The sequence below is a fragment of the Salinibacillus xinjiangensis genome, assembly GCF_009649735.1.
Classification (GTDB): Bacteria; Bacillota; Bacilli; order Bacillales; family Alkalibacillaceae; genus Salinibacillus; species Salinibacillus xinjiangensis.
Window position 1 is genome coordinate 1 of the sequence record NZ_WJNH01000017.1, and the last position, 26,914, is coordinate 26,914.

Annotated in this window: 28 protein-coding genes and 1 rRNA gene; 28 read left to right on the forward strand and 1 reads right to left on the reverse strand. The window is 38.1% G+C overall.

What is annotated here, in order from left to right; translation table 11 throughout:
* Nucleotides 1–24 precede the first annotated feature (24 nt).
* The 11 genes from rrf to rsmI all read left to right on the forward strand — a co-directional run bounded on the left by rrf (nt 25) and on the right by rsmI (nt 7,779).
* Nucleotides 25–140 (forward strand): 5S ribosomal RNA (gene rrf / locus GH754_RS17900).
* 214 nt (nt 141–354) lie between these two features.
* Nucleotides 355–549 (forward strand): sigma factor G inhibitor Gin, encoded by a 195-nt coding sequence (locus tag GH754_RS17905; RefSeq protein ID WP_153730029.1) that lies wholly within the window; start codon nt 355–357, stop codon nt 547–549.
* 149 nt (nt 550–698) lie between these two features.
* Entirely contained in the window at nt 699–2,132 is a 1,434-nt protein-coding gene (locus GH754_RS17910) for an aminotransferase class I/II-fold pyridoxal phosphate-dependent enzyme (RefSeq protein ID WP_153730030.1), read from the forward strand.
* 21 nt (nt 2,133–2,153) lie between these two features.
* Nucleotides 2,154–2,783 carry a dTMP kinase gene (tmk, locus tag GH754_RS17915; protein WP_323742097.1) on the forward strand — a complete coding sequence of 210 codons (630 nt, stop codon included), beginning with the start codon at nt 2,154–2,156 and terminating at the stop codon, nt 2,781–2,783.
* A 196-nt stretch (nt 2,784–2,979) separates the two neighbouring features.
* Nucleotides 2,980–3,309 (forward strand): cyclic-di-AMP receptor, encoded by a 330-nt coding sequence (locus GH754_RS17920; RefSeq protein WP_153730031.1) that lies wholly within the window; start codon nt 2,980–2,982, stop codon nt 3,307–3,309.
* A gap of 25 nt (nt 3,310–3,334) precedes the next feature.
* A complete protein-coding gene (locus tag GH754_RS17925) occupies nt 3,335–3,784 on the forward strand; it encodes a YaaR family protein (RefSeq protein ID WP_323742098.1) in 450 nt (149 codons plus the stop codon).
* Between the two features lie 15 nt (nt 3,785–3,799).
* A complete protein-coding gene (gene holB / locus GH754_RS17930) occupies nt 3,800–4,786 on the forward strand; it encodes a DNA polymerase III subunit delta' (protein ID WP_323742099.1) in 987 nt (328 codons plus the stop codon).
* Between the two features lie 5 nt (nt 4,787–4,791).
* Nucleotides 4,792–5,607, forward strand: a complete 816-nt coding sequence (locus GH754_RS17935) for a PSP1 domain-containing protein (RefSeq protein ID WP_153730033.1) — start codon at nt 4,792–4,794, stop codon at nt 5,605–5,607.
* Between the two features lie 29 nt (nt 5,608–5,636).
* Nucleotides 5,637–6,002 carry a DNA replication initiation control protein YabA gene (gene yabA, locus GH754_RS17940; RefSeq protein WP_323742100.1) on the forward strand — a complete coding sequence of 122 codons (366 nt, stop codon included), beginning with the start codon at nt 5,637–5,639 and terminating at the stop codon, nt 6,000–6,002.
* A 145-nt stretch (nt 6,003–6,147) separates the two neighbouring features.
* Nucleotides 6,148–6,900: a tRNA1(Val) (adenine(37)-N6)-methyltransferase gene (locus tag GH754_RS17945; RefSeq protein WP_153730035.1), complete on the forward strand. Its 753-nt coding sequence runs from the start codon at nt 6,148–6,150 to the stop codon at nt 6,898–6,900.
* Nucleotides 6,901–7,779, forward strand: coding sequence for a 16S rRNA (cytidine(1402)-2'-O)-methyltransferase (gene rsmI, locus GH754_RS17950; RefSeq protein WP_323742101.1), 879 nt, complete (start codon nt 6,901–6,903; stop codon nt 7,777–7,779). It abuts the gene before it with no gap.
* Nucleotides 7,780–7,966: 187 nt separating this feature from the next.
* Here rsmI and GH754_RS17955 read toward each other — a convergent pair whose 3' ends face one another.
* Nucleotides 7,967–8,245, reverse strand: a complete 279-nt coding sequence (locus tag GH754_RS17955) for an AbrB/MazE/SpoVT family DNA-binding domain-containing protein (RefSeq protein WP_153730036.1) — start codon at nt 8,243–8,245, stop codon at nt 7,967–7,969.
* A gap of 380 nt (nt 8,246–8,625) precedes the next feature.
* Here GH754_RS17955 and metG point away from each other — a divergent pair, with 380 nt between their 5' ends.
* The 17 genes from metG to mfd all read left to right on the forward strand — a co-directional run bounded on the left by metG (nt 8,626) and on the right by mfd (nt 26,829).
* The gene (metG, locus tag GH754_RS17960; protein WP_153730037.1) at nt 8,626–10,578 is read left to right on the forward strand and encodes a methionine--tRNA ligase; all 1,953 of its coding nucleotides are present in this window, start codon (nt 8,626–8,628) and stop codon (nt 10,576–10,578) included.
* Nucleotides 10,579–10,646: 68 nt separating this feature from the next.
* Nucleotides 10,647–11,417, forward strand: coding sequence for a TatD family hydrolase (locus GH754_RS17965; protein ID WP_153730038.1), 771 nt, complete (start codon nt 10,647–10,649; stop codon nt 11,415–11,417).
* A gap of 205 nt (nt 11,418–11,622) precedes the next feature.
* Complete coding sequence (locus GH754_RS17970) at nt 11,623–12,819, forward strand: G5 and 3D domain-containing protein (protein ID WP_153730039.1); 1,197 nt, start codon at nt 11,623–11,625, stop codon at nt 12,817–12,819.
* A gap of 210 nt (nt 12,820–13,029) precedes the next feature.
* The gene (gene rnmV, locus GH754_RS17975; RefSeq protein WP_153730040.1) at nt 13,030–13,590 is read left to right on the forward strand and encodes a ribonuclease M5; all 561 of its coding nucleotides are present in this window, start codon (nt 13,030–13,032) and stop codon (nt 13,588–13,590) included.
* Nucleotides 13,580–14,479, forward strand: a complete 900-nt coding sequence (gene rsmA, locus GH754_RS17980; protein ID WP_153730041.1) for a 16S rRNA (adenine(1518)-N(6)/adenine(1519)-N(6))-dimethyltransferase RsmA — start codon at nt 13,580–13,582, stop codon at nt 14,477–14,479. Before rnmV ends, rsmA begins: the two co-directional genes overlap by 11 nt.
* Before the next feature lie 134 nt (nt 14,480–14,613).
* Complete coding sequence (yabG, locus tag GH754_RS17985; protein ID WP_153730042.1) at nt 14,614–15,498, forward strand: sporulation peptidase YabG; 885 nt, start codon at nt 14,614–14,616, stop codon at nt 15,496–15,498.
* Nucleotides 15,499–15,784: 286 nt separating this feature from the next.
* A complete protein-coding gene (veg, locus tag GH754_RS17990) occupies nt 15,785–16,039 on the forward strand; it encodes a biofilm formation stimulator Veg (protein ID WP_323742102.1) in 255 nt (84 codons plus the stop codon).
* A gap of 136 nt (nt 16,040–16,175) precedes the next feature.
* Complete coding sequence (locus GH754_RS17995) at nt 16,176–16,364, forward strand: small, acid-soluble spore protein, alpha/beta type (RefSeq protein ID WP_153730043.1); 189 nt, start codon at nt 16,176–16,178, stop codon at nt 16,362–16,364.
* Between the two features lie 188 nt (nt 16,365–16,552).
* Entirely contained in the window at nt 16,553–17,401 is an 849-nt protein-coding gene (ispE, locus tag GH754_RS18000; protein WP_153730044.1) for a 4-(cytidine 5'-diphospho)-2-C-methyl-D-erythritol kinase, read from the forward strand.
* Nucleotides 17,402–17,501: 100 nt separating this feature from the next.
* A complete protein-coding gene (purR, locus tag GH754_RS18005; RefSeq protein WP_323742103.1) occupies nt 17,502–18,317 on the forward strand; it encodes a pur operon repressor in 816 nt (271 codons plus the stop codon).
* A gap of 193 nt (nt 18,318–18,510) precedes the next feature.
* A complete protein-coding gene (spoVG, locus tag GH754_RS18010) occupies nt 18,511–18,801 on the forward strand; it encodes a septation regulator SpoVG (protein WP_153730045.1) in 291 nt (96 codons plus the stop codon).
* Between the two features lie 260 nt (nt 18,802–19,061).
* Nucleotides 19,062–20,438 (forward strand): bifunctional UDP-N-acetylglucosamine diphosphorylase/glucosamine-1-phosphate N-acetyltransferase GlmU, encoded by a 1,377-nt coding sequence (gene glmU, locus GH754_RS18015; protein ID WP_153730046.1) that lies wholly within the window; start codon nt 19,062–19,064, stop codon nt 20,436–20,438.
* Nucleotides 20,439–20,456: 18 nt separating this feature from the next.
* On the forward strand, nt 20,457–21,410 hold the full coding sequence (locus GH754_RS18020; protein WP_153730047.1) for a ribose-phosphate diphosphokinase: 954 nt from the start codon (nt 20,457–20,459) through the stop codon (nt 21,408–21,410).
* Between the two features lie 93 nt (nt 21,411–21,503).
* Nucleotides 21,504–22,139 (forward strand): 50S ribosomal protein L25/general stress protein Ctc, encoded by a 636-nt coding sequence (locus GH754_RS18025; protein ID WP_153730048.1) that lies wholly within the window; start codon nt 21,504–21,506, stop codon nt 22,137–22,139.
* Between the two features lie 154 nt (nt 22,140–22,293).
* Nucleotides 22,294–22,854, forward strand: coding sequence for an aminoacyl-tRNA hydrolase (pth, locus tag GH754_RS18030; protein WP_153730049.1), 561 nt, complete (start codon nt 22,294–22,296; stop codon nt 22,852–22,854).
* Between the two features lie 70 nt (nt 22,855–22,924).
* A complete protein-coding gene (locus GH754_RS18035; RefSeq protein WP_153730050.1) occupies nt 22,925–23,155 on the forward strand; it encodes an anti-sigma-F factor Fin family protein in 231 nt (76 codons plus the stop codon).
* A 125-nt stretch (nt 23,156–23,280) separates the two neighbouring features.
* Nucleotides 23,281–26,829 carry a transcription-repair coupling factor gene (gene mfd / locus GH754_RS18040; RefSeq protein ID WP_153730051.1) on the forward strand — a complete coding sequence of 1,183 codons (3,549 nt, stop codon included), beginning with the start codon at nt 23,281–23,283 and terminating at the stop codon, nt 26,827–26,829.
* Nucleotides 26,830–26,914: the final 85 nt, after the last annotated feature.

Sequence of the window (26,914 nt, forward strand, 5' to 3'; positions counted from 1 at the left end):
CTAAAAAAACTTCAAAAACATATGTCCAGTAGCAAGGGCGGAGAGGTCACACCTGTTCCCATTCCGAACACAGAAGTTAAGCTCTCCAGCGCCGATGGTAGTTGGGGTTTTTCCCCTGCGAGAGTAGGACGCTGCTGGGCAACTTGAATCGCAAGAGCATTAATTTGTTCTTGCGATTCTTTTTTATGCCATGAAATGGTTGTTATTTCCTCCCTCCGCCCACTAAAAATCTGCATATTTACATAAATAACCTATCCCGAGAATTCCGTGAATGAATACCATGATAAAAACAATGAAATGAATCATGTATATAAATTGTTAGATTAGGAGATGATAGAAATGGAGGTGGGGATTATGAGTAAACAAACAGCTGTTAAAAAGGTATGTCAGGTTTGTAATCAAGAAAAGGCGGAGGGAATCACAGTCTACACAACCTTTATCTGTTTAGAGTGTGAACAGGAAATGATTAATACGGAACCTGGAGATGAGAAATATCAATACTTTGTAGAAAAGCTAAGGGTTATTAATCATTCAAATCAATTTTCATAGATAAGAAATGTCGGACGTTTATGTTCGGCATTTTTTTGTGTTCTGTGCAATGAATATTTGTTTAGATGTACTCGCACTTTCCTGCTTTCCTAATGTAAATTTGATAGAATGTATACGAAATCTAGTTTTCTAATGAGGTGTCGGAATTAATGGTTCATAATCAAAAAAATCTTCCTATATTTGAGGCGTTAAATAAGCATGTCAAAAATAATCCGGAATCCTTTCATGTACCTGGTCATAAAAATGGAAGTGTTTTTCCGGAAGTAGGTTTGGGTGCTTTTCAGGATATACTCCGCTATGACTTAACAGAGATTACTGGAATGGATGACCTTCATCATCCTGAATCTGCTATTCAGAAGGCGCAAGAGCTAACCTCTCAGTTATACAAGGTCGAGGAAAGTTATTTTTTAGTTGGTGGTAGTACTGTTGGTAATTTGGCTATGATTTTTTCGGTTTGTGGTTCAGGAGATCAAGTGATTGTGCAACGGAATTGTCATAAGTCCATCATGAATGCATTAGAATTAGTTGGCGCTCAGCCCATATTTGTCGCACCCATTTTTGAAAGAAAAACCAATCGTTATAGTAAAATTGATGTAAACCAAATAAAAGAAGCACTAGAGCAATACCCTGAATCGAAAGCTGTTGTTCTCACCTATCCTGATTATTTTGGACATACTTATCCCCTAAAGAAAATGATTGAATTGGCCCACGGGCGTAATATTCCAGTGTTAGTAGATGAGGCTCATGGGGCGCACTTTATTTTGGGGGAGCCTTTTCCACCTTCAGCTACATCGCTTGGAGCTGATGTTGTTGTACAATCAGCACATAAGATGCTACCAGCAATGACTATGGCATCCTTTTTACATGTTAATTCATCTCGAATCTCTAATCAAAAGGTGGCATCCTATCTACGCATGCTTCAGTCAAGTAGTCCTTCCTATCCGTTAATGGCATCTTTGGACATAGCCCGTTACTTTTTAGCCCATTATCATGAGGATCAATTAAGGGAAACGTTAATGAGTGTTCAAAAGCTCCGCTCACAATTAGACCAAGTAACACGATGGGATATTTTACCAGAACAGGCTGAGGATGATCCATTAAAAATAACCATCCAGGTTCGAAATTACCGAGATATAGATCAATTTGTTCGTATTATGGAAAGAAGTTATATTTTTCCGGAGCTGTCGACAACTAATCAAATCCTGTTGATACATGGACTAAAACCTCATTATCATGATCAAAACATCCATAAGCTTATAATGGCGTTGAATAATGAATTAAAAAGTCCAGCAGGGCATGATAAAATAGAATCAGCGGTTATTGATTTTTCATCTATAACTAAGCTCCCCTTTTCATATGAAAAACTAAATAATATGAGAAAAGTATGGGTACCTTGGGAGGAAGCTATCGGTGAGTATGCAGCAGAAGTAGTTACCCCTTATCCACCTGGTATTCCATTCATTGTAAAGGGAGAACAAATTCTTAAACACCATGTTCATGAAATAAAATGCCTAGTAGGACAGAATAGACATATACACTACGAAGGTAAGGATTTGGAAAAAGGGATTGAAATACTAAAGTAGAAACTAAAGGGGAATCATCAAGTGAGAGGATCATTTATTACGTTTGAAGGTGTAGAAGGAGCAGGGAAAACTTCTATCATCGAAAAAGTGTACGAGCTATTACAGGCAAGAGGATTCAAAACCATCAAAACACGTGAACCTGGTGGAATTGAAATCGCTGAGAAAATTCGTAATGTCATACTAGATCGTTCACACACAAATATGGATGGACGTACCGAAGCCCTTTTGTATGCAGCAGCAAGAAGGCAGCATTTAGTGGAAAGGGTATTACCAAAACTAAACGAAGGATATATTGTGCTATGTGATCGGTTTATTGATAGTAGCTTGGCGTATCAAGGCTATGCCAGGGAATTAGGAATGGATGAGGTTCGCCAAATAAATGAGTTTGCTATTCAAAGCTGCATGCCTGATTTGACACTATTATTAGATATTAATCCCCAAAAGGGAATGGAGAGAATATGGGAAAACAAGGAACGCGAACAAAACCGTTTAGATTTAGAGGGCCTAAACTTTCACCATAAGGTTTATGAGGGATACCAGCTGTTACTGAAACAATTTCCAAATCGAATCAAAAGAGTGGATGCAGATCAGTCTCTAGATGAGGTTCTTCAGTCCTGCATGTCTTATTTAGAAAAACATGTAGCTAAATAAACAATTTTTGATAAAGCACATATAATAAAATAGGCTTTCGAAACAGAAAGCCTATAATATCTATCGCAATTTGTGCACTCTATCACCCAACATGCATGCAGAAAAGTGCTTTTACGTTTATCTCATTCGTTGTATGATAGAATAAGAAGATATACGGAACTCTTTTATAAAATAAGAAAGGATTTGGTGGGAGCTCATGAAATTATTACTTGCGGTCGTCCAGGATAAAGATGCGAACCGCTTGGTAGAAGCTTTAGCTGACGAGAACTTTCAGTCAACCAAACTTTCCTCCACTGGCGGCTTTTTAAAGGAAGGAAATACGACTTTGATTGTTGGTGTTAATGATGATCGTGTAGACCCAGCCCTAGAGATAATTAAAAAGAATTGCAGTCAAAGAGATCAAATGGTGGCTCCAATCTCCCCAATGGGCGGCAATGCTGATTCTTATATCCCCAAGCCTGTAAAAATTGAAGTAGGTGGAGCAACAGTATTTGTTTTACCAGTCGATTCATTTTTTCAATTTTAGTGAACAACTCTAATCAACAAAGTAGGTGTGTGGCTTGAAAATTAGCCAGGAAATACGTGGACAAATGGAAACATCACAAAAAAAACTTCAGATGAATACCTCACAAGGAAAAAACTTCGAATCCATGGTTCAAAAGGAAGCGGGTCAGCTGCGAGATCACGAGTTAAACCGTCTTATGGAAAAACTTTCGTCTCAGGGCGAAAAAGTTGCTAGGTTCCGCTCTTTTCAAGACTTAGCTAAGTATAAGCAGTTGGTTAAGGAATTTGTCCATGAGGCTGTTCAATATGGAATGGACCTGAAACAGTCCAGAAGCTTTTCAATGGGTGGACAAAGTCAAAAGCTTACGATTGTCGAAAAAATTGATCAGCAGCTTACAGATTTAACGGAAACAGTTTTAAATCAGGAAAAGAAGTCAATTGATATTTTAGATCATATAGGTGAAATTAAAGGTCTTTTAATGAACTTGTATACGTAAAAGGGTGAATGAAGAGTGAATACGTGGGGCGACTTTGAAAACGTTCAACCAATTGTGGCCAAAATGCTTGAAAATAGCATTAAAAAGAATAGAATTTCGCATGCTTATTTATTTCAAGGTCCTAAAGGTACAGGCAAGAAGGAATCTAGTTTTCTTCTTGCCAAAAGTTTTTTTTGTAAGTACCTGGAGGGGTTTAATCCATGTAATGAATGCCGAGATTGTAAGCGGATTGAATCTGGTAATCACCCTGATGTCCATCCCATTCAACCAGATGGACAATCCATTAAAAAGGAACAAATTACCCATCTTCAAAAGGAATTTACATATACCGGCATGGAGTCTAACCAAAAGGTCTACATTATCGAACATGCTGATACGATGACAGCAAATGCCGCCAATCAACTTCTCAAGTTTTTGGAGGAACCAAAACGAAGTACGATGGCTATTCTGTTAACGGAAAATGGTCAGTCTATTTTAAATACAATTCGTTCCCGTTGCCAAACCATGTCATTTAAGGCGTTGAATACAAAACAACTAGAATCTAGGCTTGTCGCTAGCGGAATTAGCGAACCTATTAGCAAATTCAGTGCGGCTTTAACCAATGATTTTGAGGAAGCAGAGCGAATTAGTCAGGATGATTGGTTTGCTAAAGGGCGAACGATAGTGATAAAATTAATACAAGTGTTAATGGAAGGAAATGACGAAGCATTTCTTTTTCTGCACAATGATTGGCTCCCACATTTTAAGGATAAGGATCAATCACAAATTGGTCTTGATCTACTTTTGATTTGGTATCGGGATTATGTCTCTTATTTGATAGAGCGTAAAGATACCATTATATATATTGACGAAAAGGAGAAGTTCGAGAAATATACCTTTTCGCTATCTCGTGATCAGGCTACGAAAGCGTTAAAAAAAATATTGGAAGCAAAAAACAAACTCAAGGCAAATGTCAATCCTACACTTGTCATGGAGGAGTTGGTGCTTCAAATACAGAGGTGATAGAGTTGGTTGAAGTTGTAGGAGTGCGTTTTAAGCAGGCGGGAAAAATATACTACTTCGACCCGAGTGGCCTATCTTTGACAACAGATGACTACGTAATCGTGGAAACGGTTCGTGGAATTGAATTCGGAAAAGTTGTCATACCGCATAAAGAAGTTGGTGAGGACGATATCGTTCTTCCATTAAAACGGGTTATTCGCATCGCGGATGAAAAGGATAAAGTGACTGTGTTAGAAAACAAAGATAAATCACAGGAAGCTTTTGACGTATGCAGCAATAAGATTAACAGTCATCAACTAGATATGAAACTGGTTGATGTAGAATATACATTCGATCGTAATAAAGTCATTTTTTATTTTACAGCTGATGGTCGTGTCGATTTTCGTGATCTAGTTAAAGACCTAGCTGCTGTATTTAAGACAAGAATTGAGCTCCGCCAAATTGGAGTAAGGGATGAAGCTAAATTGCTTGGGGGCATAGGCCCATGTGGCAGAATGCTATGCTGTTCCACATTTTTAGGTGATTTTGAGCCTGTATCCATTAAAATGGCTAAGGATCAGAATTTATCTTTAAATCCTGCGAAAATCTCTGGTTTGTGTGGACGTTTAATGTGCTGTCTGAAGTATGAAAATGATGATTACGAGCAAGCCAAAAAAGAATTACCTGATATTGGAGAACCCATTAAAACTCCAGAGGGAGCAGGTAAGGTTGTTGGCCTAAACATACTTGAACGTGTAGTACAAATTGAGGTTCAAGATGGTGAACGAGTGATAGAATATTCATTGAAGGAATTAATCGATGAAGGAGTCGTTTCTACGTAAGCCACAAAGTAATGGGGTGGAGAGCCAGCGTGAATAAAAAAGAGCTATTTGAGAGATTTACGTATTTGGAAAAACAAATTGGTGAATTATATGAACAGTTTGGTGAATTAAAAGGAAACCTAGTTCAACTCATCGAGGAGAATCATCATCTTTCAGTAGAAAACCATCATTTGCGCAATCGCTTGGAAAGTGAAACTGAAAACCATCCAGAGCCTAAAGAAAACATAGCTGATAACCATGTGCCCAAGGCTGATGCAGCTGTTGGAGAAGGTTATGATAATTTAGCTAGGATTTATGAAGAAGGTTTTCATATTTGTAATGTTCACTTTGGGAGCCCTAGAGGTGAAGAAGACTGTCTTTTTTGCCTACTGTTCCTAAATAAACAGCAAACGTAAGCGTCCCTGTCAGCTTCGGAGACAAGGCGCTACTTGCAAGATAATGTGGGAGGGCCTTAGGGTTCTTCCACTTTTGTTTTTAGATAAAAAAGGGCATCCTTATACATACATGAAAAATATACCCACTAGAGTGAGGGAAAGATTTATGGCAACGTTAAAGGACGATGAACGGCTAGACTATTTATTATCAGAGGAAGATATGAGAATCATCCAAAGTCCGTCTATTTTTGCATTTTCATTAGATGCAGTTTTACTAGCTAAGTTTGCATATGTACCAATCAAAAAAGGTAATATTCTAGACTTATGTAGCGGAAATGGAGTTATCCCCCTACTGCTTTCCAGAAGGTCATACGCAAATATCACGGGTGTAGAGATTCAGGACAGACTTTATGATATGGCAATGCGAAACATATCAATCAATCAGTTAGATGAACAACTATCCATGGTCCGTGGTGATTTAAAGGACATGCCAGAAGTATTGGGACATGGAAGGTATGATGTGGTAACCTGTAACCCTCCTTATTTTAAAACACCTGGGAAGGATGAAAAGAATTTAAATCAATACCAAGCCATTGCTCGACACGAAATTTACTGTACGTTAGAGGATGTAGTAAAATCCTGTGCAAAGCTTGTTCGTCCGGGTGGAAAGGTTGCTCTCGTTCATCGACCTGGGCGATTAGTTGATATCATTAGCTTATTTCGTAAGTATCGCCTTGAGCCGAAGCGAATCCAATTTGTTTATTCTAAGCAAGGTAGAGAAGCTAATACATTATTAATCGAGGGTACCCGTGATGGGAAACCGGATTTGAAAATTTTAAATCCATTATATGTATATGATAATAATGGAAATTACACCGATGAGCTTCATGAAATTTTATATGGGAAGGGTGGGAAGTAGGTGCATATTCAAAAGAGCTTTTCAAGTGATGAAAAGGGAAAATTATATATTGTTCCCACTCCCATTGGGAATTTAGAGGACATCACGTATCGTGCATTACAGATATTAAAAGATGTAGATGTCATTGCAGCGGAGGATACTAGGCAGACCCAAAAACTACTGAATCATTTTGAAATCTCAACACCTACCTTTAGCTATCATGAACATAATAAGGGAGCCGTTGGTGAAAAAATTATTCTACAATTAAAAACAGGCAAAAACATTGCCTTAGTAAGTGATGCAGGCATGCCGGTTATTTCAGATCCCGGTTTTGATTTAGTAGAACAAGCAAGTGAGTGGGTAGATGTTGTAGTATTACCTGGAGCAAATGCGGCACTAACGGCTTTAGTTGGCTCAGGTCTCCCTGCTGAGCATTTTTACTTTTATGGATTTTTACCAAGAAAAAAGAAAGAACTAAAGGAAGTATTAACGAATCTTCAATATGTTCAAGCGACTTTGTTGTTCTACGAATCTCCTTATCGCATTAAGGATACGCTTAAAGGTATGAAGGACGTATGGGGTCCTGAACGGAAGATAGTACTAGCAAGAGAGCTTACGAAACGCTATGAAGAGTATGTGAGGGGAACAGTAGAAGAGATATTGGAATGGACGAACTCAGAGGATGCCCAAGTTCGTGGAGAGTTTTGTATTGTGGTTGAAGGTTCCTCACAAGAACAAGAATCCCAAGAGCAGTGGTGGAGTGATTTATCAATTTTAGACCATGTTGACCATTACATAATAGAAAAAGGAATGTCTAATAAGGATGCGATTAAGGAAGTAGCTAAAGAGAGAGGGATTCCGAAGCGAGAGGTTTACGAGATTTTTCATAAAGAAAACTAGCCGATTGGCAAATCTGAAAGGTGTAAACAGAGGCGTAGTTGCACTTATACTTAGTACTTAAAATTTTTCGCGCTACGTCGCCAATTCTTCTAGCTAAAATTTTATGCTTTTCTAATGTGTAAATAAATAAAAAGTTGCCTTGATATATCAAGGCAACCTTCCCCATTTTCGATTCCAATCCTATTGTTTATGCATCAATTTTATCTTTAATTTCGTTCAATAGTTGTTGTGCGCCTTCTTTGCTAAGAACTAATTTTCCATCTGCAAAGCTGATGTTGTCGTTTGATACTTCGCCTGTGATGTGGCAAGTATTAGATGGTTGATACTTTTTCAACACGATACGATCATCATCCACATAGATTTCTAATGAATCCTTTTCATGGATATCTAGTGTGCGACGCAACTCGATTGGAATAACAACACGTCCTAATTCGTCTACTTTACGGACGATACCAGTGGATTTCATAATAATTTCCCCTCTCGATCATTCTGTTTTTTCTCTTTTTATTCGTCATCTTTCGACATGAATTCTATCACTATTTGTCAATAGTTGTCAATTGCTTTGTTTGTAATTTCATGTAGTTAGAAACAAATATTTACAAGGTATTTACCCCGTTTTCAAAAAAGTAAACATGAATCTTAAAGCGGAGAGGAAATGGTCTAGGCTAGGGTATATAAATTGACAAATTAAAATGCTCTTATGTATAGTATTCTGTTAGATATGGAAATCATGGGGGTAAAACGTTAAAATAATACAGTATAATCCTTTTTATTTATACTCTCAAGAATTAACGGATATATGTTGTTTTAAACAATAGCTTTCGACGAGGTCAAGGAGGTATAGGGATGCCAAAAGAAAAAAACACTTTTTATCTAACCACACCGATTTATTACCCAAGCGGAAACTTACATATTGGTCACGCTTATACGACTGTTGCTGGTGATGCGATGGCTCGGTATAAACGATTACGTGGATTTGATGTTATGTATTTAACAGGTACGGATGAACATGGGCAGAAAATTCAACGTAAAGCGGAGGAAGAAGGGGTAACCCCGATTCAATATGTGGATCAGATTGTTGATGGAATTCAAGATTTATGGAAGAAGCTTGATATTTCCAATGACGATTTTATCAGAACAACCGAGGATCGTCATAAAAAAATAGTGGAAAAAATATTTGCCAAATTAGTAGAAAAAGGGGACATCTACTTAGATGAGTACGAGGGTTCCTATTGTACACCATGTGAATCCTTCTTTACTGAGCGTCAATTAGTGGATGGAAACTGTCCTGACTGTGGGCGCCCTGTAGAAGTTGTTAAAGAGGAATCCTATTTCTTTAAGATGAGCAAGTATGTGGATCGTCTACTCGCTTTTTATGAAGACAATCCTGAGTTCATTCAGCCTGAAACTCGTAAAAATGAAATGATTAATAACTTTATTAAACCAGGTCTTGAGGATTTAGCGGTCTCTAGAACCACATTTGATTGGGGAATTAAAGTACCTGGTGATCCTAAGCACGTTATCTATGTATGGATTGATGCGTTAACCAACTATATTACAGCACTAGGCTATGGAACAGACGATGATGAACGCTACCAAAAATATTGGCCTGCTGATGTGCACTTAGTTGGAAAGGAAATTGTTCGATTCCATACGATTTATTGGCCAATTATGCTTATGGCATTAGATCTTCCATTACCTAAAAAGGTATTTGCGCATGGCTGGTTGTTAATGAAGGACGGAAAAATGTCTAAGTCCAAAGGGAATGTCGTTAATCCAGTTGACTTAATTGACCGTTACGGATTAGATTCACTACGTTATTACCTATTAAGAGAAGTACCTTTTGGTTCTGACGGTGTGTTTACGCCAGAGGGATTTGTGGAGAGGTCAAACTTTGATTTAGCCAATGACCTGGGTAACCTATTGAATCGTACAGTGGCTATGATTAATAAATATTTTAATGGTGAGATTCCACAGCTTACCAACAAGGAAGAATCTGTTGATGCTGAACTAGAGCAATTTGCGTTCGATACACAAAAGCAGGTTGAGGATGCAATGGAGGAAATGCAGTTTTCGGTTGCTTTAACCAAGCTATGGCAGTTCGTAAGCCGTACCAACAAGTATATTGATGAGACAGAGCCATGGGTGCTGGCAAAGGATGAAAGTAAAAAGGACCGCCTTGGTAATGTGATGGCTCACCTAGTGGAATCCTTACGTCATATTGGGATTATGCTTCAGCCATTCCTAACAAGCACGCCAAATAAAATCTTTACCCAAATTGGCGTAAAAGATGACAAGTTGTCCGCTTGGGATAGCTTAAAAGAATTTGGAGCTATTGAGCCTGGTACAAAGGTGGAAAAGGGTAAGCCTATTTTCCCTCGTTTAGATGTGGACGAAGAGGTTCAAGCGATTAAAGATATGATGAGTAATCCTGCTAAGCAAGAGGAGCAGCAACAGGAAGAGTCAGATACTGATGAAATAGCCATTGATGACTTTATGAAGGTTGATTTAAAGGTAGCGGAAGTCATTGAGGCAGAAAAAATGAAAAAGGCTGATAAACTCTTACGTATCCAACTTGATTTAGGTACGGAAAAAAGACAGGTCGTTTCAGGGATCGCCAAATACTATAGCCCTGAAGACTTAAAAGGAAAAAAAGTAATTTGCGTAACGAACCTAAAACCGGTGAAATTACGTGGAGAATTATCACAAGGAATGATCTTAGCGGGAGAAGATGACAAAGGAAACCTATCACTCGCAACAGTTGATCAATCCCTGCCAAATGGTGCAAAGGTAAAATAATAAAAAAAGAAAAGGTTAGGTGCTTTTTGCGCTTAACCTTTTTTACGAATCAGAGAGGTGATATAAAAATGCTTTTTGATACACATGTTCATTTAAATGCTGATGAGTTCATGGAAGACCGAGAAGAAGTGATTAAACGCGCAGAGGATGCAGGCGTTGAATATATGGTAGTCGTCGGATTCGACCGTAAAACCATCCCATTAGCTATTGAAATTGCAGAGCAATATGAACATATTTATGCAGCAGTCGGCTGGCACCCAGTAGATGCCATAGATATGACCGATGAGGATTTAAAATGGATTGAAGAACTTTCCGCCCATCCCAAGGTAGTAGCCATTGGTGAAATGGGCTTGGACTATCATTGGGATAAGTCACCTAAGGATGTCCAAAAAGAAGTCTTCCGTAAACAAATTGCGTTAGCTAAAAAGGTAAAACTACCGATTATCATCCATAATCGGGAAGCGACAGAGGACATTGTTGAGCTTCTAGAGGAAGAGAACGCAAAAGAAGTAGGTGGCATCATGCACTGCTTTAGCAGTACTCCTGATATTGCTCTAAAGTGCATCGATATGAACTTCTATATTTCATTAGGTGGACCTGTTACGTTTAAGAATGCGAAAGAACCTAAGGAAGTAGCCAAAGTGGTGCCTTTAGATCGCTTGCTCATTGAAACGGACTGTCCATTTTTAGCCCCACATCCAAACCGTGGAAAGCGAAATGAACCTGCCTATGTAAAGTTAGTAGCAGAAAAGGTGGCAGAGCTCAAGGAAATGACTTTAGAGGAAATTGGAGCCATTACAACCCAAAATGCAAAGGAATTTTTTAGGGTTCAAGATTAAAATTATGTTACAAAGGGCTTTTTTATATTACATTTCAATTAAAAAAGGGCCGAAAGTGTTTAAAAAAACCGAAAAACCCAATAATATTTAAGGAGCCAAGCACAATTGCTAGCTCCTTATTTTTATAGACTAGTAATTTGGCTTAATTGACAGTTTTGTATGTAGTCGTTATACTACACTGCGTGCAAAGGAGGCAAAGCCGGAAATGAAAAAGCTATCAAAACTTACTTCTTATCTGAGAGGTTCAAAGAAGCTTGTCATGATAATCACAAGTGCTATCGTGCTAATTGCCTCACTAGGCATCTTAATCTATGAAACAACGAAAAACGATGTTGTGCTAGTCATTAATGGTGAAGAGCAATCGGTCCGTACACATGCTGATACAGTAGATGAATTATTAAATGAAATGAACATTGACGTAAACAAACATGATGAAGTTTTACCAAGCCCAAAAGCTGAACTTTCACAAGGAATAGAGATTGCCTATAAAGAGGCAAAACAAGTAAAAGTAGCAGTAGAAGATGAAACACAAGAATATTATACGACAGCAGATACAATTGGTGAATTATTTGCCGAAAAAAATATCGAAGTAAACGAACATGATGAAGTTTCAGTAAAACCATCAACAGAAATTAGCGAAGGATTAGAAGTTCAAATCGATAAAGCCTACGAAGTAACATTAAACGATGGGGGCGAAGAAAAGAAAATTTGGACGACAGCTAACACAATTGGTGAATTTCTCAAAAAAGAAGGAATCGAGCTAAGTAAGCTAGACAAACTTAAACAAGATAAAGACGAAACCATTTCTGAGAAGTCATCCGTGACCATCACCAGAGTTGAGAAGGTTGAAGACGTGGTGAAAGAAACGATTGATTATGCAACAGTCACAAGAAATGATGATGACTTGACGAAAGGGCAACGTAAAGTTGTTCAGGAAGGTCAAGAAGGCGTCGTGACCAAACGCTATGAAGTGACGTTGGAAAATGGCGAAGAGGTTGATCGGGAACTTATTGGCGAAGAAGTAGAGAAAGAAAGCCAAGACCAAATTGTTGCACTAGGTACGAAGCCAGCTGCTCCAACACCTACCGTTTCACGTGGAGATGATGGAGAGGTCGTTAAAGAATACTATATGACCGCGACAGTTTATACCGAAAAATGTAACGGTTGTAGTGGCGTAACTGCAACTGGAATTGATTTACGCAATGCTCCTGGTAAAAAAGTGGTTGCAGTGGACCCAAACGTCATTCCATTAGGCTCTAAAGTATGGGTTGAAGGGTACGGTTATGCAATAGCTGGAGATACAGGTGGGGCAATTAAAGGAAATCGAATTGATTTATTTAAACATTCAAGTCAGTACAGTGGCGGCTATGGACATAAAAAAGTAAAAGTAAAGGTTTATTAGAAAAACACGACTTGTCGCCTGTAATGGCGAAAGTCGATGTTTTTTCTTTATACTTTATTCCGGCAAAGTTAATATTTTAAAGTATAAATAAGACAGAGGAAATGAATCCTCTGTCTTTACTTTTGCTTTCTACTTATTATAGTGTAAACTTTTAAAGATGGAATAGGATATCTAACGGTTAAAGATATAGCAAGTAGGAGGACATATTCATTGTACATAAAGGAAATTATTGTTGTAGAGGGAAAAGATGATACAACAGCTGTAAAGCGCGCAGTAAATGCTGATACGATTGAAACCAATGGATCAGCTGTAAATCAATCTACACTAAATCAAATAAAACACGCACAAGAAAAAAGAGGAGTCATTATTTTTACAGATCCCGATTATCCAGGACAACGCATTCGAAGTATCATTGACGAGTCTGTACCTGGCTGTAAGCACGCTTTCCTGCCCCGCGAGCAAGCAATTGGTACAAAAGGTCTAGGGATTGAACATGCCACTTCTAAAGACATACAAGCAGCACTAAAAAAGGTATACGAGGTCACAGGTGAGCCTGACGTTCACTTTACCAAAAGTGATTTAATTGATTTTGGTTTAGTTGGAAGTCAAAAGGCAAGTGATAGAAGAAAAAAATTAGGAGAAAAACTAAATATAGGGTTCACCAATGCAAAACAGCTTGAAAAGAGGTTAAATATCTTTAGGGTATCAAAAGCTGATTTTATCGCCAGTATGGAAGAAATTTTGCAGGAGGAACAAAAGGATGGAAAATAGCAAAGCAATCGCAACCCCCTCGCGTACAAAGGATATTTTAAAGAAGTTTGGTTTTTCCTTTAAAAAGAGCCTAGGACAAAACTTTATTATTGATGTCAATGTGATGAAAAACATTGTAGAGCAGGCGGGCATAGGCTCGTCTACAGGGGTTATCGAAATTGGTCCTGGTATAGGGGCTTTAACTGAACAGCTTGCACAAAGAGCGGATCGTGTAGTGGCATTTGAAATTGACCAAAGGCTAATACCCGTATTAAAGGAAACCCTGTCCCCTTATGAGAACGTTACAGTTATTCATCAAGATATTTTAAAGGCTAATATTCCTGAAGTTATTGACGAGCAGTTTACTGAACAACAAGAAATTAAAGTAGTAGCTAATTTGCCGTATTACATTACAACACCCATATTGATGAATCTATTGATGGCAAGAATTCCAGTTTCATCGATTACGGTTATGATTCAAAAAGAGGTTGCGGAACGTATGTCTGCAAAACCTAAGACCAAGGAATATGGTTCCCTTACCATTGCCATACAATATTATACTGAGTCACAAATCGTAATGAATGTACCTAAATCGGTTTTCATGCCCCAGCCTAATGTGAATTCAGCGGTATTACAGTTAAAAATGAGATCAAATCCTCCTGTAGAGGTTAAGGATGAAACATTTTTCTTTGAGCTTGTACAAGCATCCTTTGGACAGCGTCGTAAAACTTTAATGAATAATTTGATTCGGCATTTTAAGGGTAAATTAGATAAGTCGAACATTGTTGAGGTTTTAGCGCAATCTAATATAGATGGATCGCGTCGTGGAGAATCGCTTACGATCGAGGAATTTGCTACACTAGCTAATACATTTATTGATAAACAGAACCTAACCAACAGCCAACCATAGGATGAGCTGTTGGTTTTTTGATTAAGAGAAAGGGTGCTCTATAGAATTTAAATAAAATAAATTGGTTTATGTAACATCTACTTTTCCTCTGAAATAAACTATTGTAGGAGTTGTAATGTTGAGGAGGAGAAATCATGCAGTGGCAAAAAGGGGATCTTGTAACAAGGATTTCACACAATCATGACCTTTTGTTTCGTATACAAAAAGTTGAAGGCCATCTTGTGAAGTTATATGGTGAAGAGTTTCGATTAGAGGCTGATGCCGAACCAAATGATTTAGTAAAAGTCACAAGAGCGGAAATCACAAAGCGGAAAAAGGAGGAACAAAAGAAAGAGGACTTTTCCTTTCGATTATTTCGTCAAGATTATCAACTTATGCGTAAAAAAAGAGAGCACGAAACCTCCACTAGTTATAATGATGAAATTAAACATTTTCAAATTCCTCCTAGAGTCTTACACATAGATGGGGACCAATTGTTTTTAAAGAAATGTATAACTCTCTATAAAAGACTTGGCTTACAGGTTCATGGCGTCCATTTAAATGAAAAAGAAATGCCAAATCAAATACGTGAGCTATTAGAAAAAATACAGCCAGATATTCTTGTTATTACAGGACATGATTCCTTTTCCAAAAATAAAGGAGATAAGAGTGATATAAGAGCATACCGGCACTCAAGGTTTTTTGCCGAAACTGTTCGCGAGGCTAGACGGTATATACCCCACTTAGATCAATTAGTCATTTTTGCTGGTGCATGCCAATCTCATTTTGAATCCTTAATTCGAGCTGGTGCAAACTTTGCTAGCTCACCCTCTAGAATAAATATTCATGCCTTAGATCCTGTATATATAGCGGCCAAAGTCGGCTACACGTCATTTATGGATAAAATAAAGGTTTGGGATGTACTGCGAAATACGCTAACAGGCGAAAAAGGAATCGGTGGCGTCGAAACTAGAGGATTATTTAGAACAGGTATGCCATTTTCAGATGAAAGCGAAAATCAGGAGTTAAGGCCTTATTAATGGGTTAATGAAAAAACCACGACAAATTGCGTATTTGTCGTGGTTTATTAATGCTTTTTAGGACAAGTTTTAAGGCTAGTAGAATGAGAAGCATATAAAAGTCTAGAAATGTATATAAAAGTCGAATTTTTGAAGATTTTATGCATTATTTTTTCGAATCCTGGAAAAATAGGAAGGAATGGTGCATTTTGCGTTGACATGTTCGATAAATAGCTGATATAATGTTATGTTTTATTTGACGAAATAGGTTGTTTATGTTATCTTATTAATAGTGAGGTGGAGTGAAGTGCCAAAAACATTAGCGGAAATTAAGCAAGTATTAGATGGACGTATTGGTAAAAGACTTACTTTGAAAGCTAACGGTGGCCGTAGAAAAACCATTAAACGCAGCGGTATTTTAGCTGAAACATATCCAGCTGTATTTATTGTTGAGCTCGACCAAGATGAAAATTCATTTGAGCGGGTTTCATATAGTTACGCTGATGTGTTAACTGAAACCGTTGAGTTGAAATTCATTGACGATTTAAGCAAAATGGCTTGAGGGGCAGTAAACTAGGTTTACTGCTTTTTTGTGGGTTATTTTACATAAAACCCAATTTTTAACTTGTGTATTCAATGTAAATAGTGGTCAAAATAAAAATGTCGTAAAAACGATTCTTCGAAGGGAGCTGTTACCTTTGGCTGGACGAAGGGGCATGATGTCAGAACAGTTTAAAGAAGAGCTAGCGAAAGATTTAGGTTTTTACGACACTGTGCAAAAAGAGGGATGGGGAGGCATCCGTGCCAAGGATGCTGGTAATATGGTGAAGAGAGCCATTGAAATTGCTGAAGGCCAATTATCTAACCAGAACACAGACAGATCTTAATGATCTGTCTGTGTTTTTTTAGAAATGAATATTTATTAAAGCCATAATGTCTACTTACCAATAATAATTAAGACAATTACGTAATCTTAAGCCCGTCAACTCCCCATCATGAAGTGAGGATTATCTCGCCAAACTTTAAACACTTATGTTACAATTTGAAAGACTATCTCGAAAGTGAAGGTGAGAGCATGCTTCTAGAAAAAGCTCCCGCTAAAATAAACCTAACCTTAGATGTTTTACATAAACGTGATGATGGATATCATGAGGTGGAAATGGTGATGACCACTGTAGATTTGTATGATCAAATCCAGCTTAGTGAGCTTAACAAAGACACCATTCAAATATATTCCGAAAAACGGTATGTTCCAGATGACTATCGTAACTTAGCTTATCAAGCGGCAGAATTGATTAAATCCAAATTTAATATCCAAACAGGTATTAAAATCTCGATTTTTAAACAAATTCCGGTCGCAGCGGGACTTGCAGGTGGAAGCAGTGATGCAGCTGCAGTACTACGCGGTTTAAATACTCTCTGGAACCTAGGACTTTCCTATGATCAATTAGCTGAAATTGGGACAGAAATTGGATCTGATGTTGCTTTTTGTGTTTATGGAGGGACAGCCCTAGCCAAAGGGCGCGGGGAGCAAATCGAAAAGCTTCCTTCTGTGCCAAGCTGTTGGGTTATCTTAGCGAAGCCGACAATTGGCGTTTCTACCAAATCCATTTACGAACGCCTTAATTTGAATCGTTTAAACCGTATCAATACTGAGGCCATGATTACAGCTATAAAAAATGGGGACTATCAAGGGATGTATCAAAACCTTGGAAATGTTATGGAGTCGGTGACACTTGATATGCATCCAGAGATTAAACAAATTAAAGAGCAAATGATCCAATCAGGTGCGGACAACGTATTGATGAGCGGGAGTGGTCCAACTGTTTTTGGCCTGACGCGTAAACAGACGCGTGCAGAGCGGATTTACAATAGTTTACGTGGCTTTTGTGAAGAGGTATATGTAGTTCGAATGTTAGGGTAGAATAATAGATGAAATTATGGATAATCAGGAAAAGCGGTTGATAAAATCCGTATAAACATGTAATATTCACTTATAACATTCGGTTTATGGGGTGGAAGCAGTGAAAAGAAGTGAAAGACTTGTAGCGATGACAAATTTTTTATTGGAACATCCGCGTGTACTTATCTCCTTACCTTATTTTTCAGAGGAATATGGTGCGGCAAAGTCGTCAATAAGTGAGGACTTAGATATTGTAGATGAAATGTTTCAATACCAGGGTATCGGTAAATTGGAAACAGTAGCAGGGGCTGCAGGAGGAGTCAAATATATTCCTTTATATTCACGTGAGAATAGCATTCGTTTTATTGATGAGCTTTGTAAACGTCTAGAAGAGCCGGAACGAATTCTTCCGGGTGGATATTTATATATGAGTGATTTATTAGGTGACCCTGATATCATTCGTAATTTAGGGAAAATATTTGCTACTGCTTTTGCTGATAAAAGGATTGAGTATATTGTAACAGTTGCTACAAAAGGAATTCCTTTAGCTTACGCGGTTGCGAATATTTTAAATGTCCCAGTAATTATTGTGCGAAGAGACCCGAAAGTAACAGAAGGATCGACAGTCAGCATTAATTATGTCTCAGGCTCTTCACGAAAAATCCAAACAATGGTCCTATCAAAACGTAGCCTTCCAGAGGGTGCCAATGTCTGCATCATAGATGATTTTATGAAAGCAGGAGGAACCATTACAGGTATGCAAAGCTTGCTTAAGGAGTTTAACGCCAATGTCGTTGGAATTGGTGTTTTAGCAGAGGCAGAGGATGAAGAGGAAGAACGAGTCATAGATGAGTATTATTCCTTAATAAAAATTCAGGACGTTGACATTAAAGAACAACGTATTGAAGCTGTAAAAGGAAATTATTTTACAGAATAAGTTGCAATAACACACAGTGGAATTAATTAAACTGTGTGTTTTTTGTTGTTCGTAAGTTAAAGCATCCTTCTAAGCTACAACACTTTTTTTAATAAATTTTATTTTAAAAAATTTTTTTGAAAATTAGAAGGAATTTCTGTATATTTGTGGAATATTGCATAATAAGTTCTAGGGGAAAAGGTGGTGAGACAGAATGGAAGTTACAGACGTGAGATTACGCCGCGTGAACACTGATGGCAGAATGCGAGCAATAGCATCAATTACCTTGGACCAAGAGTTCGTTGTACACGACATCCGTGTTATTGACGGGAATAATGGTTTATTTGTAGCGATGCCAAGTAAGCGTACTCCTGATGGCGAATTCCGTGATATTGCACATCCAATCAACTCAAACACTCGTGCAAAAATCCAGGATGCGGTATTAGCAGAGTATCATCGTGCAGGTGAAGAAGAGGTCGAATATGAAGAAGCCGGTGCTTCTTAGATAAGAGAAAACGAAGTCTAGTCATCACGATTAGGCTTCTTTTTTTTGCTCAAATCATGCAATACAGCATTCCGTATACAAATTTACCGTTTATTCGGAAGTAATTAAAAAGAGCTCCTTCATTAATTATCGAAAGCGTATCCACTTTGGTTCATGTTTTATCTATTCTTTGCTATAATATAGTACGGTACATACATACTAAAGTTTAGTATAGCGAACTTTAAGGATAATCTCACTTGAAAGTGGATGGAGGGTAATACATGACAAATCGGTTTGCAGTTGTATTAGCTGCAGGACAAGGGACCAGAATGAAGTCTTCATTATACAAAGTGCTGCACCCAGTTTGCGGAAAACCGATGGTACAACACGTGGTTGATCAGCTTAACCAATTGCACTTAAGTAAATTGATTACAGTCGTAGGTTTTGGAGCTGAAAAAGTTAAGGAACAGCTAGGTGAAGCTTCTGAATTTGTGATACAAGAAGAACAATTAGGTACAGGACATGCGGTGATGATGGCCGATTCCCTATTAGGTAAAGAGCAGGGCACAACCATCGTGGTATGTGGAGATACTCCTCTATTAACAGCCGAAACAATGGAGGCACTTATTTCCAAGCATGAGCAGGAAAATGCGAAGGTGTCTGTGTTAACTACTGAAGTGCTTAATCCAACAGGCTATGGAAGAGTCGTACGAAATAAACAAAATGAAGTTGAGAAGATTGTTGAACATAAAGATGCAAGTGAAGATGAATTGAAAATTAGCGAGATCAATACAGGTACATATTGTTTTGATAATCAGTCATTGTTTGAAGCACTTAAAAATGTATCAAATGATAACGCACAAGGGGAATACTATCTTCCTGATGTGATTGAAATCGTAAAACAACAGGGCGAGAAAATTATTGCTCATAAAACAGATGATATCAATGAGACCATGGGAGTAAATGATCGTGTCGCTCTCTCTCGCGCTGAAAAGAATATGCGAAAGAGAATTAATGAGAAGCACATGAGAAATGGTGTAAGTTTAATTGATCCAGACCAAACCTATATTGGACCTGAGGTGAAAATAGAACAAGATGTTGTGATTTATCCTGGTTCTATTATAGATGGCCATACGAACATACAAACAGGAACGGTTATAGGTCCACATTCAGAAATAAAAAATTGTGAAGTTGGTTCTGACACAATCATCAAACAAAGTGTTGCGCATGATAGTCATATTGGTAACCATGTGAAAATTGGCCCATTTGCACATATTCGCCCAGACTCAAACATCCATAATGAAGTTAAGATTGGTAATTTCGTTGAAGTGAAGAAAGCAGTTTTTGAGGAAGGAAGCAAAGCATCTCATTTAAGCTACATTGGAGATGCTGAGGTTGGAAAAGAAGTAAACATTGGTTGTGGCACTATTACCGTGAATTATGATGGCGAGAATAAACATAAAACAGTGATTGAAGACGGGGCTTTTGTTGGTTGTAATTCGAATCTAATCGCCCCTGTTAGAGTGAAAAGGGGTGCATATGTTGCCGCTGGTTCAACCATTACGGAAGACGTGCCAGAGGAGTCCCTTTCAATTGCACGTTCGCGACAAACAAACAAAGAAGGATATATCGCAAAGCGAAAAAATAGCAAAGAATAATGGAGGTTTAGAAAGAAAATGTCCAACCATTACAAAGATCCGTTGTTAAAGGTTTTTACCTTAAATTCAAATCCAAAGCTTGCTGAGGAAATTGCCGAAAATATCGGAACGGAGCTTGGAAAATGTTCTGTAAAAACGTTTAGTGACGGGGAAATCCAAATTAATATCGAGGAAAGTATCCGTGGATGTGACGTCTACATCATCCAATCGACTTCTGAGCCAGTTAATGATCACCTAATGGAACTGCTTATTATGATTGATGCTTTAAAGAGAGCTTCTGCACGTACGATTAACGTTGTTATTCCATATTATGGTTATGCAAGACAGGATCGTAAAGCACGCTCAAGAGAACCTATTACGTCTAAGTTAGTCGCAAACTTATTAGAAACAGCTGGAGCTACTCGAGTGGTTACTTTAGATCTTCATGCACCACAAATACAAGGATTCTTTGATGTACCAATCGACCACCTCATGGGTGTTCCGATTCTTTCCGAGTACTTTGAAGAGAAAAAACTAGATGACCCTGTTATTGTTTCCCCTGACCATGGTGGTGTAACGAGAGCACGTAAAATGGCAGACTTATTAAAGGCTCCAATTGCGATTATTGATAAACGTAGACCAAAACCAAATGTAGCAGAGGTTATGAATATTGTCGGGAATATAGAAGGAAAAACGGCTATTTTAATTGATGATATCATCGACACAGCAGGAACAATGACACTTGCAGCCAATGCACTCATTGAAAATGGCGCAAAAGAAGTATATGCTTGTTCCACACACCCTGTGTTATCTGGTCCTGCGATTGAACGGATTCAAAATTCTAAAATAAAAGAGCTAGTAGTCACTAACTCCATCCCGTTACCTGACAGTAAAAAGATAGATAAGATTACACAACTATCTGTCGGAGAGCTTATTGGAGAAGCGATTCGCAGGGTTCATGAATTAAAATCCATTAGTGTTCTTTTTGATTAATCAAATGAATGACATCACACCTTAGAGGTTTATTCACAATTAGTTAAGGGAAGAAATAAAAATAGTGTATAAAATTTGGAGGGTGATTGTTCTATGACAGCAACAATTAAAGCTAGTAAAAGAGAAGATTTACGTCGTTCCAACACCAGAGAATTACGAAATCAAGGCTCTGTACCAGCCGTCGTTTATGGGAAAGGAAAAGAACCTAAAACGATAGCAGTTGATAGCTTAGAACTAATCAAAACACTACGTGAAGAAGGCAGAAATGCAGTTTTCTCTCTTGAAGTTGAAGGGAATAATTCTTTAAGTGTGATGCTTTATGATTACCAGTCTGATCCAATGAAGGATGAGCTCATCCATGCAGACTTTTATTTAGTGGACAAGTCCTCGGTTGTAGATGTGGAGGTATCCATTAATTTAGAAGGTGAGGCGTTGGGTCAAAAAGATGGTGGAGTGTTACAACAAACCTTACACCAGTTAAATGTGAGAGCTAGAGCTGATGAAATTCCAGATGTCATCAATATTGATATCTCAGAATTAGCTATTGGTGAAGGCTTAACAGTTGGTGACCTTAAAGAAGGTCGCAACTACGAGATTTTAAACGATGAAGAAACAACGATTGTAACAGTTCTTCCACCGCAAAATCCTAATGCAGAAGATGAGGAAGAAGCAGGAGATTCAGCTGAAGAGGAGCCAGAAGCTGATAATGGAAGTGCTGAGGAAGAATAAAGCTTTTTACTTATAGATGATACAAAATCTATAGCATATAAGATAGGCCAAATTATAAGGATTTGGCCTTTTTTTACTATACGGTAAAATTTATACATACAGCAATTGCTATTATATATGATAGCTATTTTAAATGTGAAAGAGGGAAGAAGCAATGAAATGTATTGTCGGACTCGGGAATCCTGGCGCCAAGTATGAAGACACAAGACATAACATTGGCTTTAAAGTCATTGATGAATTAGCAGAGAAACATAACTGGTCCCTTTCCAAGAAGAAATTTAATGCGCAATACACAACCGAACACATCAATGGTGAAAAGGTGTTACTCATTAAACCGTTAACCTATATGAACCTATCTGGTGAAGCGGTTCGCCCATTCTTAGAATTTTACAACTTAAGTATAGAAGACCTTGTTGTTATCTATGATGACTTAGACCTGCCAGCAGGAAAAATACGCTTACGCCAAAAGGGTGGCCATGGCGGTCATAATGGAATTAGAAACATTATTGATAAAACGGCAGAAAAAAATTTCAAACGAATTCGAATTGGAATAGGACGCCCCGAATCAAATATTCCGATCGTGGATTATGTGTTAGGGAAGTTTTCAGAGGAACAACAGCCTAAAATGAAAGAAAGCGTAGAGCTAGCAGTTGAGGCCTGTGAATCTTGGTTCGAAAACCCATTCTTGGAAGTTATGAATGAATACAACCGTTAATATATTTAAAGTATAATCACCTCTAACTTCGGAAAAACTGATGATGAAGTTTTTTCGAGGAGGGGTAGGTATGGCTGTTATTTACCGATGCCGCCATTGTGGAAATAAAATTGGCGAGTTGCAACAATCCTATGTCAATGAAGAACAGCTAGGACTTCATGTTTTAACAAATGATGAACGAAATGAAATGATTGATTACAATCATGATGGAAATATGGAAGTGAAGGCAATTTGTGATCACTGTGAAGAGTCCTTAAATCGTAATCCAAATTACCATGAGTTAGACAACTTTATTCAATAATATGAAAATACAAGGAGGCTTTGGTGTTTTCGCCAAAGCATTTTTGTACGTTTGTTAAGTATAAAAACTATCATATGAAGTGTGACGTGAATGTAGTGTTGAATGGTCTTAAGGGGGAGTAAAGTTTGCAAGGATTAAAACGCTATTTACAAGAACAAAATGATATTCAAACCATTATTTCGGGTTTTTCTTCAGGAATGAAAGAGCAACTGGCTTCAGGATTGTCTGGAGCGGCTAGAAGTGTTCTTGTATCATTACTTGCAGAATCATTAGAAAAACCTGTACTTATCATCACCCATCATTTAAGCCAAGCACAGAAGCTCTATGAAGACCTAGTAGAGTTAAGTCATGATGGAAGGGTATTTTTGTATCCAGTTAATGAATTAATGGCATCTGAGATTGCTGTAGCTAGTCCAGAGCTGTTAAGTCAACGTATGGATGCACTACATCATTGGTTTAATCAAGAAAGAGGAATATTTATAGCCCCTGTTGCAGCTTGCAAACGGATCCTACCACCTAAACAACGGTGGAATCAGGCTAAGCTTCCCTTTCGTGTAGGTGAATCCATATCGATTGAAGAATATAGCAAATTATTAGTTGAAATGGGCTACAAGCGGGAAGACATGATTGGTGCCCCTGGTGAATTTAGTATTCGGGGTGGAATCATTGATATTTATCCGTTAACGACGGAAAACCCAGTAAGAATAGAGTTGTTTGATGATGAAGTAGACTCTATCCGTTATTTTGACTCTAACTCGCAAAGGTCCTATAACGAAAAAGTAGAGGAAATCATCATTGGGCCTGCGGAGGAATTATTGCTTTCAGATGAAGAAAGATTAAAAGGCTCACAGCGATTAGAAAAGCTGCTGGCACATTCCTTAAAAAAATTAAAAGATAAAACGGCAAAAGAGGAATTGGCAGAGAACATTGAGTATGACATTGAACGTATTCGTAATGGAGAACAGTTCAAAGAAATTCATAAATATATTTCCCTGTTCTATGATCAGCCAGCTAGTTTAATAGATTATATGCCATCCGATGGTTTAGTCGTCATTGATGAGATGAGCCGCGTGGAAGAAACCTCCACTAGTCTAGATCATGAGGAAGCAGATTGGTACCAAGCTCTGCAGGAACAAAACAAGATGGTTCGAGATCTTTCCATGTCCTTTGGTTGGCAGGATTTGCAGTCTAGGTTAGAGCATTATTCAAAGCTCTATTTATCCGTATTTTTACGACACATCCCAAACACAAATCCTGAGAATTTAATTAATATCTCCTGCCGTGCTATGCAGGAGTTCCACGGTCAGATGAATTTATTGAATAATGAAATGAACCGCTGGGACAAAGGGGATTATTCAGTTCTGATTGTGGCCCCAAACCGAAAACGAATGGAAAAGGTGCAATCCGTATTAGAGGATTATGGAATGGATTCTGTGATAGCCGATGCCAATATTTCACTACCGACTCATAATGCAACCATTATAGAAGGGCAAATAAGTGGTGGTTTTGAACTACCGCTCTTTCGTGTTGCGGTTTTAACCGAACAGGAATTATTTAAAAAACAAACCTCAAAACCGAAAAGGAAGCAAAAGATTTCCAATGCAGAACGAATCAAAAGCTATCAGGAATTAAAAATTGGCGATTATGTCGTTCATGCCAATCATGGAATTGGGAAATATGTGGGCATTGAAACGTTAGAATTAAATGGACTACACAAGGATTACATGCTAATCAAGTATTCTGGCGATGATAAGCTCTTTGTCCCAATTGACCAAATTGATCTTGTCCAAAAATATGTAGGCTCTGAGGGAAAAGAGCCTAAGCTTTATAAATTAGGTGGTAGCGAATGGAAAAAAGTTAAGAGACGGGTGCAGTCCTCAGTTGAGGATATTGCTGATGATCTTATTAAACTTTATGCCGAACGAGAACGGGCAAAGGGCTTTGCGTTTTCTGAGGATAATGAATTACAAAGGGAATTTGAAGCGGCCTTCCCTTATCAGGAAACTGAAGATCAGCTTCGTTGTATTGAAGAAATCAAACAGGATATGACGAAACCACAGCCGATGGACCGATTATTATGTGGTGATGTCGGATATGGAAAAACTGAGGTAGCAATCCGTGCTGTTTTTAAAGCCATTTTAGATGAGAAGCAGGTAGCTGTCTTGGTTCCAACGACGATTTTAGCTCAGCAGCATTTTGAAACGTTCCAGGAGCGCTTCCAAGAATTTGGTGTAAATATAGGACTGCTTAGTCGTTTTCGGACACGTAAGCAGCAAAAGGAAACGCTTGATGGTTTAAAGAAGGGCTTAGTAGATGTGGTCATAGGTACACATCGAATTCTTTCCAATGATATAAAATTTAAGGAATTAGGCCTGCTCATTATCGATGAGGAACAACGGTTTGGGGTAAAGCACAAAGAGAAAATTAAACAATTAAAGACAAATGTAGATGTTTTAACATTAACGGCAACACCAATTCCGAGAACGTTGCACATGTCAATGTTAGGGGTAAGAGACTTATCTGTTATTGAAACACCACCTGAAAATCGATTTCCCATTCAAACCTATGTGGTGGAATATAATGCAAGCTTTATTCGTGAGGCTATTGAGCGTGAAATGAGCCGTGGAGGACAAGTCTTTTTCCTTTATAATCGGGTAGAAAATATTGAAAGAATGGCAGAGCATATTGATTTATTAGTCGACGATGCCAGAGTGGCTTATGCTCATGGACAAATGAATGAAACACAGCTTGAAAATGTAATATTAGATTTTCTAGAGGGTCATTATGATGTACTTGTGAGTACGACCATTATTGAAACAGGCGTGGATATTCCAAATGTAAATACGTTAATTGTCTATGATGCAGATAAAATGGGTTTAAGTCAGTTATATCAACTGCGCGGTCGGGTTGGACGCTCGAACCGGGTAGCCTATGCTTATTTTACGTATCAGCAGGATAAAATTTTAACGGAAGTGGCGGAAAAACGTCTACAAGCAATTAAGGAATTTACAGAGCTAGGTTCAGGATTTAAAATTGCGATGCGAGATCTTTCCATTAGAGGTACTGGTAATCTGTTAGGGGCTGAGCAGCATGGCTTCATTGACTCAGTTGGGTTCGATATGTATTCCCAAATGCTAAAGGATGCCATTGAGGCGAAAAAGCAAGGGAAGACATATGAAGAAGCAAAGCCGTTTGAGGTTGAAATGAATCTAGATTTAGATGCGTATATTCCATCGTCCTACATACAGGATGAAAAGCAAAAAATCGATATGTATAAGCGTTTCAGATCCATCGAAGAACGAAGCGACATTTTAGACCTACAGGATGAATTGATGGACCGTTTCGGTGAATACCCGAGCGAGGTTGAGAATTTGCTACATGTGACAAAGCTACGTTTGCTGGCACGTAAGGAAAGAATTGAATCCATTTCTGAAACGAAGGTGAAACTTGAGTTAATTATGGACGGTGAGGAAAGTCAGACGGTCGACGGGGCTAAATTATTTGAGCTGGCTAACGAATATGACCGATTAATACAGCTTGGAACAGAGAATAATAAGCTTAAGATAGCCTTTCGTTTTAATCGTAACCAGCAGCATAAACGTTATGAGCTTGTAGAAGAATTCATATCCAAGCTACCAGAAGTGAAAAGTAAGGAGCCATATGTTGCAGGCTAATGTACATCCATATACGTACATAGTCCTCGCGAAATTTTACCATTACGTGTATAGATTGGCCGTGATGTTAAATACTAACTTTACG